Here is an 11,817-nt window from a genome sequence, read left to right on the forward strand (position 1 = left end):
ATACCTGAATGTCTCAAATTAAAAAAATAGTGTTTCTTATATTATTCTGCTTTTGTACGCAAATTACTCAAGCTCAAGATGCTACTAAAAAAGAAGACAGTAAAACAAAAAAAGATACAACTGAGTTGTATACAAAAATTAGAAATTACTCCAAGAAAAATAAGTTTACACAAACACTGCATAAACTTTTATTCAGAAGTAAAAAGCCCCGAAAAAAAGATGATCTTATTATTCCACATGATTCTGCCGACTATAATGGAAAAATCATTAGAAAAATAAATATCATTACTTTAGATCCGTTTGGACATTCTCTCACTGATACAACTCAGGTGCCAAAAAATTGGGGAGAAAGAACGGGAAACAGACTGCATCTAAAAACGAAAAGAATTGCTATTACAAACTTATTATTATTCAGAAGAAATTCTGTTTACGACAGTTATAAAGTACAGGAATCTGAGCGTTTAATTCGTGCACAAAAGTATGTAACAGCAGTTCGGGTAACACATGAACTAGTTGGCGCAGCTTCTGATTCCGTTGATGTTACTATTCGTGTTTTAGATTCCTGGAGTACTATTCCGAAATTCTCAATTTCCAGTAATCAGGTTTCTGTTGGATTTAAAGAGAAAGATTTTTTCGGATCTGGTCAACAACTAGAATATCGTTTTACTAATCGTTTTGATGACGGCCGAAATGGGAATGACGTAACGTATACTGTTCCCAATATTAAAAACACTTATATTGGCGCGACATTTCATTACAATATTGACCTTGACAATAACTATTCTAAAACAATAAACGTTGAACGTCTCTTCTACTCTCCCTTAACCAAATGGGCCGGCGGAGTGTATGTTGGGCAAAACTTCAGGAAAGATTCTTTACAGGCGCCTGATAATACATATCAGTTTCAGCCTTTCAAATATAATTTTCACGATTTTTGGGCAGGAAAAGCAACTAAAGTATTTGAAACCGAAAATGCAGGTATTACTAATTTAATAGTTTCGGCCCGTTTTCTAAATGTAAACTATAGCGAAAGTCCATCTGATTTGTATGATCCAACGAATTTTTATTCGGATGAAAAATTAATCCTCTCCGGAATTGGGCTGAATACCAGAAAATTTATCAAAGACAGTTATATTTTTAGAAACGGACAAACAGAAGATGTTCCTATTGGCCGAATTTATGGAATTACCCTCGGTTATCAATATAAAAACACATTTTGGAGACCGTATATAGGCGGACAATTTTCCTTTGGAAACTATTATAGATGGGGATTCTTCAGTACTAATTTTGAAGCAGGTACTTTTTTCCATCAATCAAAAACCTACGAAACGGCATTTGCAATCGAAAGTAATTATTTTACAAAACTATATAGTATCGGAAAATGGAAACTAAGACAATTTGTTAATCCGAGGATTGTTATTGGCGTAAATCGCGAAGATATTGTGGGCGATCAATTAAATATAAACGAGAGAAATGGCCTGGCAGGCTTCAACAGCGCCATATACGGAACAGATAAAATGGTCTTGTCTCTTCAGACTCAAACTTATTCCCCTTATGCACTTTGGGGATTTCGTATGAATCCGTTCTTTAATTATTCAATTGCTGTATTAGGAAGTCCAAATAATGCAATGGGGCGTAATAAAGCCTATCAAAAAGTTACGCTTGGCTTACTAATCAGTAATGACTATTTAGTTTTCAGTTCTTTTCAATTGTCACTGTCATACTACCCTACTATTCCTTTTGATGGAGATAATGTTTTCAAAACTAATACTTTTGAAACAACCGATTATGGTTTGCAAAGTTTTGAACTTGGAAAGCCTAGGGTTGTAGATTACAAATAGAAATAAAATATTTTTAAATTTATTTCATTTCTTAAATTTTTCAAAACAAATTAAAAATCAATTGTTTATAAAAGACTTAGCACACCTACAATCGTTGAAGTGCATATTTTATCCGACGAAATACATTTTGTTTTTATTTTTGGCACAGTATATGAATATCACTACACAAGAGTAACATTAAAACTTAAAAAAAATGAAAACAATAAAAATAGCAATCGCCGGATTATTTCTTTTGGTTGCAAATGCCACACAAGCCCAAGTATCAATTAATGTTAATATTGGAACACCACCAGCTTGGGGTCCTTCAGGATATGCTGAAATGGAATATTATTATTTGCCAGACATTGAAGCGTATTATGATGTTAGAGCATCACAATTCATTTATTTTGGTGGAGGAAGATGGGTTAGAACAACTTACCTACCAAGACAATATAGAAATTACGATTTGTACGGAGGTTATAAAGTAGTTTTGAATGATTACCACGGTAGAACTCCTTATGTATTCTTTGATCGTCACAGAACAAGATATTACAAAGGATATCATGGTGCACCTCAAAGACCTTATAAACCAAGACCGGTTTATGGTTACAATGATCGTCATGATAATCATAGAGATTACAAACATTATAACAAACACGATAGACATCACCATGATGATCACGATGATCACCATGACAAACATGATAATCGCGGACATGGACGTAGATAATAAATTGCTAAATAACTAATTTTCAACGAAAAAGAGTATCAAAAATTTGATACTCTTTTTTTATGCATGCATAGTAAATGCTTAATGTGTTAATATATTGTGTTTTTCATATAAATGTATGAAAAACAGCTTGATAGGTTAAAGTATTCATAATAATTAGCTCTTTATAATGCAATTGCATTGTATCTTTGCAAAATATTTTAAACCAAAATTGAAATTATGAAAAAGAGCGTTTATTTATTTTCGTTTCTAGCAATGTCACTTTTTACATTTTGTGATAATAATGATGACACTTCTATTGATAACCAGTCAAAAGAAAATAATATTCAAATCAATACTGATGTAACGTCTTTAAACAAAAGACTTGATCTTACAAATTCAGGCGTTATTACAATTACAAATATTTCCACATCAAAATTATTAAAAAGCAGCCAGGCAACTACTGACTTGCCTTTAGTACAAATTGCTGAAATAAATCCTCCAACAGATAGTAACGGAAGAGTTTTACAGGCTAATCATGTTGCAGTAAACGGAAACTATGCATATGTGGCTTACACAATGAGAGGTGATGTTTACTCTGGTGCAATTGATGTAATTGACGTTTCAGATCCTTACAAACCTAAATTAATTACATCGGCTTTAATTGCTAATACAGATATTACATCTCTTACGTATTCAAACGGAAATTTAATAATTGCAGGAGCAACAGATATTGATAAAAATGCTACTTTAACAAACCCATCAATTATAATCAATATGCAATTGAGTTCAGGTTTGCTTACTGATAAATATACAATCAATAACCTTGAAGGAAAAGTTACAACTGATGTTGCTGCAAATTCAGCATCGTATTTTGCTGTAAGCGGAGATGCGGGAAATTTATATAAAATCAATAGTTCATCTAAAGCCATTGCTGGAAAAGTTGCAATAGGAGATTTACGTACTGTAGCTGTAAGTGGTGACAAAATTGTTACTTTAAGTGGTACAAAAGGTGTAAATATTTACAACGAATCTAGTTTAGCTTTACAAAAAAGTTTCACTACATCTACTGATGTTAGCGGAGCAAAAAGAACAATGGATTTTGATGGTATAAAATTATTGGTTTCTGAAGGGTACAATGGTTTAGGTGTTTATGATATCAACAGTGGATCTAAATTGCAAACTATTGGTTTAACAACCGCCGGAGAAGATAATGTTACCAATGCGGTTTCTGTAAATGAGGGTTATGCTTTTGTCGCAAACGGGGCAGCAGGTTTAAATGTTTATCAATCGGGATCTCAACTTAGTTTAGTTGGAACTGTTGGAATTACAGGTTCTTCAAATTACGTAAAATCAAGTGGTAATTATATTTATGTTGCGAGTGGAAAAGGCGGTTTGAAAATCATAAAAATGGAAAAACCAAATACTACATTTGCAAACTGTTCTAATTATGGCACTTACAATCAGGGCCAGAATTTAATTTTAAATTCAAATGAAGTAAAATCATACTCAGGATCAACAGCGATTAGTTCTGTGATTATTAATTCTGGTGGAATTTTGACACATTGTGGATCAATAGGCATTCAAAATACTTTGATTTTAAATAGCGGAGGAACTTTTAATATGAGAGGAACTTTAGCTCAGGGTAAATACCAACAACAAAATCCAACAGAATTGATTATCAATAGTAATGCTACATTGCAAATTGAAGGTTCTGTTGTAATCTGGGGAGATTTAAGATTAAATAGCGGAGCTAAAATTAATTTTATCGGAAACGATTCTTCTATTACTATCTACGGAAAAGTAACAAAAAATAGTGGTGTAACCATTACAGGAAACTATAAAGACACAGAAAACAAATTGAAATAATTTTCTGTAATCCTAAGAAATACCAAATGATTTAAATTTTAGATCAATTCTCTTAAATGCTGCTAGATAAAATCTGGCAGCATTTTTTTTTGGAATAAATTTTGTTGAAAGAAATTCAATAACTAAACATTAACATTTCATTTAAATCGTGTTCAACAATATAATTACTATTTTTGAACCTCTTTCCAAAACACCACAATACGCTATGCGAAAAATTCAGTTACAAATTCTCTTCTTTTTTTTAACCGGGATTTCTATTTCATTTGCACAACAACCACAAAAACCAAGTTCTGTTGAGATTTATAATCAAATAAAAAAACTTAACTTTTTAGGTTCTGTTTTATATGTTGCTGCACATCCTGATGATGAAAACACACGGTTAATTTCCTTTATGGCAAATGAAATGAATGCCAGAACAGGTTATTTGTCATTGACTCGTGGCGACGGAGGTCAAAATTTAATTGGTCCGCAATTGCGTGAATTACTTGGTGTAATCAGAACACAAGAATTAATTGAAGCCCGAAAAATTGATGGTGGAGAACAGTTTTTTTCACGTGCAAACGACTTTGGATTTTCTAAAAATCCAGATGAAACTTTACAAATATGGGATAAAGATAAAGTGCTTGCTGATGTCGTTTGGACTATCAGAAAATTTCAACCAGATGTAATTATTAATAGATTTGATCATCGTTCGCCAGGTACAACTCACGGGCATCATACATCATCGGCTATGTTGAGTGTGGAAAGTTTTAAATTAACAAATGATCCTAAAATATATCCCGAACAATTAAAATACGTAAAACCCTGGCAGGTTAAACGCCAGTTTTTTAATCCATCATGGTGGTTTTATGGAAGCCAGGAAAAATTTGACGCTGCCAATAAATCAAAGTTTACCAGATTAGAAACGGGTGTTTATTACACAGGAATCGGAAAATCAAATCAGGAAATTGCCGCTTTAAGCAGAAGCCGCCACCAGTCTCAAGGCTTTGGAAGTACGGGAGCGCGTGGTGAAGAAACGGAGTATCTGGAACTCATTAATGGAGAATCTCCGATAGAAAGAGATAATTTATTTGATGGCATAGATACTTCATGGAACCGTGTTAAAAACGGTAAACCAATTGGTGAATTAATTTCTAAAATAATTTCAAAATACGATTTCACTAATCCTTCAGCAAGTATTCCTGACTTGGTAAAAGCATATACAATGATTCAGGCTTTAGATGATGATCATTGGAAACCTCTAAAAGCGGCAGCAATAAAAAACATAATAGCCTCATGTTCCGGTTTATATCTTGAAGCTGTTGCCAGCGAACAAGAAGCAACACCTGGAAGTACAATCAAACTGAGCCTTGAAGCAATTAACAGATGTTCGACTGAAATGCAATTGACAAGTGTTACTTCTTTACCGGATAACAAAACAACGATACAAAACAGTGTTTTAAAGAATAATAACAATCAGAAAAGTATTCTTCAAATTCAACTTCCTGAAAATTTAGAATATACACAACCCTACTGGCTTAAAGAAAAAGCAAGTGTTGGAATGTACACTGTTTCAAATCAGGAAAACATTGGAATTCCGGACATTATCAGAGAAGTAAAAGTGGTCTTCAATGTAAAAATTAGTGGGGTTGAAATTCCGTTTGAGCGTACTGTTGTTTACAAATACAATGACGGCGTAAAAGGAGAAATGTACAATTTCCTTGATATTGTACCAGAAGTTACCACTTCAATTTCTGAAAGAGTCTTGATTTTTAAAGATACCAAAAGCAAAATGATTCCGGTAAAAGTACGTGCCGGAAAAGATGCTATTACGGGAAATTTACAATTAGATTTACCAAAAAGCTGGGTAGTTTCACCAAAACAGATTCCGTTTTCGTTAACTAAAAAAGGAAGCGAACAAACGTTTTATTTTGAGGTTACTCCTCCTGTAAATCAGGAAGAAACCGTTGCAAAAGCAATTGCTATTGTTGATAATAAACGTTTTGACAAAGATGAAACTATTATTGATTACAGTCATATTACCAAACAAATGGTTTTAAAACCAGCTGAATCAAAATGTATCCGAATTGATTTAAAAAATTCTGGTGATGCCATTGCTTATATTATGGGTGCTGGTGATGAAGTTCCTGAAAGCCTGGCTCAAATGGGATATAAAGTTACTATTTTGAAACCAGAAGAAATTACACCTGAAAGATTAGATTCTTTTAGTAGCGTTATTACGGGAGTCCGTGCTTACAATACTGTAAATGCTTTGGCCAACAAACAAAAAATACTTTTTGATTTTGTAAAAAGCGGAAAAAACATGATTGTACAATACAATACTTCCGGCAGAATGGTAACTGATCAGATTGCACCTTATCCGTTAAAAGTATCAAACGATCGTGTTACTGAGGAAAACGCTAAAATAACTTTCTTAGCTCCAAACCATCCTGTTTTAAATACACCTAATAAAATCACTGAAAAAGATTTTCAAGGCTGGACACAAGAACAAGGTTTATATTACCCAGATCAATACGACCCTGCCTTCACTCCTATTATTTCGTCGCACGATAAAGGTGAATCAGCGAAAGATGGTGCTTTATTAATCGCACCATATGGAAAAGGATATTATATTTACACGGGCTTAAGCTTTTTTAGAGAATTACCAGAAGGTGTTGCCGGCGCGTACAGATTGCTTTCAAACATCATTTCGCTAAAACAGCCTATAGAAGCTCCTAAACCAGAATTAAAGAAATAAAAATCAAAAAAATGGAAGCCAAAAAAGAAAAAAAATGGAAAAAAAGCTACACCTATGTTTTGGTAGCTAACGCCATTTACATCCTGATTTTTTTCTTAATCATGCAATTATATTCATAACCTATGCAACTATTTGACTGGATCGTACTAATTGTTACCCTTTTATTCATTGTTGGATATGGTTCCTGGAAAACCAAAGGAAGTAAAAACGTTGAAGATTTCATTTTAGGAAATAACGAAACACCTTGGTATACCGTAGGGCTCTCGGTGATGGCAACCCAAGCCAGCGCAATTACGTTTTTATCAACACCTGGTCAGGCTTATCATGATGGAATGGGATTTGTACAATTCTATTTTGGTTTGCCAATTGCCATGATTGTGATTTGCGTGACTTTTATACCACTATATCATAAAAATAAAGTTTATACCGCTTATGAATTTTTGGAGAAACGTTTTGATGTTAAAACACGTTCTCTCGCGGCAATTCTGTTTTTAGTGCAAAGAGGCTTAGGAACCGGGTTGACTATTTATGCACCAGCCATTATTTTGTCTGCCCTTTTGGGATGGAATTTAACTTTAATGAACATCATCATTGGAGTTCTGGTTATCATTTATACTTTTTCAGGAGGAACAAAAGCTGTTAACGTTACACAGAAACAGCAAATGTTTGTGATTATGTCGGGAATGTTTATCACTTTTTTCCTGATTTTACATTACTTACCAAACGATATGACTTTTACCAGTGCGATGCATATCGCGGGAGCTAATGACAAAATGAATATTGTTGATTTCTCTTTTGATCCGGAAGAAAAATATACTTTCTGGAGTGGAATTACAGGAGGTTTTTTCCTTGCCCTAGCCTATTTTGGAACTGATCAGTCCCAGGTTGGTCGCTATTTATCAGGTAAATCGGTTCGTGAAAGTCAGATGGGATTAATAATGAACGGACTTTTAAAAGTTCCGATGCAATTCTTTATTTTGCTAACCGGAGTTATGGTTTTTGTGTTTTTTCAATTTAATCCTGTTCCGTTAAATTTTAATCCGAATAACAAGATTGTAATTGAAAAATCGGCTTATAAAGAAGAATATCATGCTTTAGAGAAAAAATTAATTACACTTTCAGAAGATAAAAAAGTAATCAATTTATTGTACATCGATCAGCTGAATCAGGATTTTGATAATCCGATTCTACGTAAAGAATTAGTAGCATTATCCAACAAAGAAAAAGACCTTCGCGACCGCGCCAAAGAAATCATTTCGAAAGCTGACAGCAATAGCGAAACCAACGATAAAGATTATGTTTTTTTTCATTTCATTTTGCATTATTTACCAAAAGGTTTAATTGGTTTATTGTTGGCAGTAATTCTTTCTGCTGCAATGTCATCAACAGCTTCGGGATTAAATGCTTTAGCTTCGACAACAGCAATTGACATTTACAAACGAAATCTGAAAACCGAGAAATCCGAAAAACATTATTTGAATGCAACCAAATTCTTCACTTTGCTTTGGGGAATTGTAGCGATACTTTTCGCCTGCGTGGGAACTTTGTTTGAGAATCTAATCCAATTAGTAAATATCATTGGATCCATTTTCTACGGTACCGTTTTAGGAATCTTTTTGGTAGGATTCTATTTGCGTCGGGTTACAGCAAAGCCAATGTTTTACAGCGCCATTATCAGCCAGCTCACTATTTTTATTATTTATTATTTTATGATTGCTATTTACCCAAGCGGTCAGGAAAAATTGGGTTATTTATGGCTGAATTTTATTGGGGCGATTTTGACAATAGTATTGGCTTTGTTGATGCAGGTTTTGTTCTTTAAAGGGAGGACTGATGATGATGATGAAGTGGTGCTAGAATAATCAGAATAAAAACAACTATACATGACAAAGCAAGAATTTTTATTTCATTTGCAAGGAGCAAGTTTAGTTGCACTTAAATTTGCAGAACGATATGTCAAGGATAAGCTAGTTACTGATTTTAAATATAATGTAATTTTTACTCCTTCCCATCAAAATATATATCCGGATCATTTTGCTTTTTATCCAGAAGACGACGGAATTATAAAATTAAATTTCAATGATAATCAAGTTGTTAACTTACTTTATCGAAATAATAAAATTCCAGTTTGGATAGACATAAGTGTTCTTAAGTCAAGCAGAAAAAGCACAACTTTTAATCTTCTTTGTGCTGGAAGATATTCTGATAACAAAGAAGATTTTTACTATAGAGATGATGGATCGGCACCCTTTGGTATTAAAAGTCCGACGCTTCCAATTAATTATAAAGAAGGAAAAAAATTCAGATTGTAAAAGTGAAAGTGCCAATCATTTTCAATTTGGCCAATATGGATTTCAATTTGGCGATAATTCTATGAGAACTTCTCATGAGAAACAACAAGCTGCAATTTTAAAATGCATAATTGATTTTATAAATCAATAAACTTTTGTATCTTATTCAGGTCTAATTAGGCACTAATAAAATACTAAAAATGAAACCATTAATTGTTTTAGTTTCTGTTTTTTTATTATCTAATCTTTTCATAAGATTTACGACGGATCAATATGACTTTCTTTTAGCTGCGAGAATTGCGATGTGCGCCATGCTCTGTTTTACAGCTGTCGCTCATTTTGTTTTTACTAAAGGAATGGCTATGATGATTCCGCCTCAAATACCTTTTAAAACTGAATTAATCTACATCACGGGAGTAATTGAAATTGTTCTGGGAATTGGTCTCTTGATACCAGATCTAACAATATATGCCGCATGGTCAACGATCTTTTTTATGATTTTTCTGCTTCCCGCCAATATTTACGCAGCTACGAAACACATCGATTATCAAAAAGGTAATTTTGATGGAAAAGGAATAACTTATTTATGGTTTAGAGTACCATTACAACTTTTATTTATAGTGTGGGTCTATTTAAGCGCTATTAAAACAGGATAATGAACTCACTTTTTTATAGCATTAAAATTCACGAAAAATACTCACTATGAAAGATCTAAAAAAATACAGCAATAAAACAAAGGCAGCTTTCATTTTGCTAATAGTAATGCTTATTATTTTATTGAGCAATTTCAATACATTGCAAAACTCCAAAAATGTAAACGAAAACATCAATGCCATTTACAACGACCGTTTGATGGTTTCGCACTATATTTTTCAATATGCTAAAGAACTTCATTTTATAAAAAGCGAAGCCGAAAAGCTAGATTTGAGTGATAATATTAAGAAAGATGAGATCATTCAGACTTTAAAAATCGTTCACAGCATTGATGATCTGTATGCCAAAACAGTTTTAACTAATAAAGAAAAAGAGCATTTTGATGCTTTTTTAGCATCCTGCAAAGAAATTAACAACCAGGTTGAAAATAAAAACTGGAGCAAAATTGCTTATTCCAGTGGGGAAGCTCTCAAAACACTTGAATCCCTGTCTCAAATTCAGGTAAAAGAAGGCAAAGCAAAATTAGCCCTCGCCAACAAAATGTATAACGACAATAATAGTCTAGGACAACTCCAGATTGCATTGTTGATTATTTTAGGAGGAATAACTTTTTATCTTCTAATTGTAAAGAAAATCAAAAGAAGTATCAAAATTCCAGAACCGCCAAGTATGAATTAATTACAACAGTTTTCTATCTTCTTCCTTAATTGCAAGATCATTTATGCTGGCAAATCTTTTTTGCATTAGACCCTTCGAATCAAATTCCCAATTTTCATTTCCGTAGGCTCTAAACCAGTTTCCGTTAAGATCTTGATATTCATACTCAAATCGAACTGCAATTCTATTTTCTGTATGTGCCCAGTACTCTTTTTTTAATTTATAATTGGTTTCTTTTTTCCATTTTTGAGTTAAAAAGAGTACAATCTCTTCCCTTCCATTCACAAATTGATCACGGTTTCTCCATTCGCTATCAACTGTGTACGCTTTCGAAACTCGTTCCGGATCCTGGCTGTTCCAGGCATCTTCTGCTAATTGAATTTTTTCTTTTGCCGTTTCTAAAGTGAAAGGTGGCAATGGTAATTTTTGTTCCATTTTTATTAAATTAAGGTTTGAATTATTTTTTTGGATTGTTCGATAAGCTGATTAGATTTGAATAACTGGCTTTCGATTATACAACTCTCAAACAATAAGTATACATGATCTGATAACAATTTTTCCTTGATAATATTCTGAAAATAAACTCTTAAATCATGTTTGTGATTCTGAAGTACATTTAAAATTTTAGTATTATCTGAAGGTATTTCTGAAAGTATATTGAGAAAACTACAGCCTCTGAAGTTTTCCTTTTTATTCATAAAGATTAAAAAATCAAACGAAGTCAATACTTTTAATTTGGCCTCTTTTTCATTAGCTGTAAACTGTTCTAATTGATCAAACCAGAAAAAATGGCGTTCGTTTAAAAATGCAACACACAAATCTTCTTTTGATTTAAAGTGCTGATAAAAACTGGCTTTTGCCACTTTAGCTTCTTCGATAATCTGATTAATACCTGTTGCACTATAACCTTGCTGATGAAACAATACAGCTGTTTTTTCTAAAATTCTTTCTTTAGGTGACATCGAATTAAATTTATATAGGACAAATGTATAAAATTCTTCATACATACAGACAAGTCTGTCTATATATTTAAAAATAAAAAAATTCCAAATCCCAAAACTTTTACCAGCCTTGTGATTT

Annotated in this window: 10 protein-coding genes; 8 read left to right on the plus strand and 2 right to left on the minus strand. The window is 32.8% G+C overall.

Annotation, left to right across the window (positions count from 1 at the left end):
- Nucleotides 1-8 precede the first annotated feature (8 nt).
- The 8 genes from AC3ITQ_RS16815 to AC3ITQ_RS16850 all read left to right on the plus strand — a co-directional run bounded on the left by AC3ITQ_RS16815 (nt 9) and on the right by AC3ITQ_RS16850 (nt 10,758).
- Complete coding sequence (locus AC3ITQ_RS16815) at nt 9-1,841, plus strand: hypothetical protein (protein WP_489235297.1); 1,833 nt, start codon at nt 9-11, stop codon at nt 1,839-1,841.
- Between the two features lie 193 nt (nt 1,842-2,034).
- Nucleotides 2,035-2,550: a hypothetical protein gene (locus AC3ITQ_RS16820; protein ID WP_489235298.1), complete on the plus strand. Its 516-nt coding sequence runs from the start codon at nt 2,035-2,037 to the stop codon at nt 2,548-2,550.
- Nucleotides 2,551-2,769: 219 nt separating this feature from the next.
- Nucleotides 2,770-4,398, plus strand: a complete 1,629-nt coding sequence (locus AC3ITQ_RS16825) for an LVIVD repeat-containing protein (protein WP_489235299.1) — start codon at nt 2,770-2,772, stop codon at nt 4,396-4,398.
- 205 nt (nt 4,399-4,603) lie between these two features.
- A complete protein-coding gene (locus tag AC3ITQ_RS16830) occupies nt 4,604-7,135 on the plus strand; it encodes a PIG-L family deacetylase (protein ID WP_489235300.1) in 2,532 nt (843 codons plus the stop codon).
- 122 nt (nt 7,136-7,257) lie between these two features.
- Nucleotides 7,258-8,997: a sodium:solute symporter family protein gene (locus AC3ITQ_RS16835; protein ID WP_489235301.1), complete on the plus strand. Its 1,740-nt coding sequence runs from the start codon at nt 7,258-7,260 to the stop codon at nt 8,995-8,997.
- Nucleotides 8,998-9,018: 21 nt separating this feature from the next.
- Nucleotides 9,019-9,447, plus strand: coding sequence for a hypothetical protein (locus tag AC3ITQ_RS16840; RefSeq protein WP_489235302.1), 429 nt, complete (start codon nt 9,019-9,021; stop codon nt 9,445-9,447).
- A 179-nt stretch (nt 9,448-9,626) separates the two neighbouring features.
- A complete protein-coding gene (locus AC3ITQ_RS16845) occupies nt 9,627-10,082 on the plus strand; it encodes a DoxX family protein (protein ID WP_489235303.1) in 456 nt (151 codons plus the stop codon).
- Between the two features lie 46 nt (nt 10,083-10,128).
- Nucleotides 10,129-10,758 (plus strand): MCP four helix bundle domain-containing protein, encoded by a 630-nt coding sequence (locus AC3ITQ_RS16850; RefSeq protein WP_489235304.1) that lies wholly within the window; start codon nt 10,129-10,131, stop codon nt 10,756-10,758.
- Here AC3ITQ_RS16850 and AC3ITQ_RS16855 read toward each other — a convergent pair whose 3' ends face one another.
- Nucleotides 10,759-11,172 carry a DUF1348 family protein gene (locus AC3ITQ_RS16855; protein ID WP_489235305.1) on the minus strand — a complete coding sequence of 138 codons (414 nt, stop codon included), beginning with the start codon at nt 11,170-11,172 and terminating at the stop codon, nt 10,759-10,761.
- Nucleotides 11,173-11,177: 5 nt separating this feature from the next.
- On the minus strand, nt 11,178-11,699 hold the full coding sequence (locus AC3ITQ_RS16860) for a TetR/AcrR family transcriptional regulator (RefSeq protein WP_489235306.1): 522 nt from the start codon (nt 11,697-11,699) through the stop codon (nt 11,178-11,180).
- Nucleotides 11,700-11,817: the final 118 nt, after the last annotated feature.

The organism is Flavobacterium sp. KH_001 (assembly GCF_057840745.1).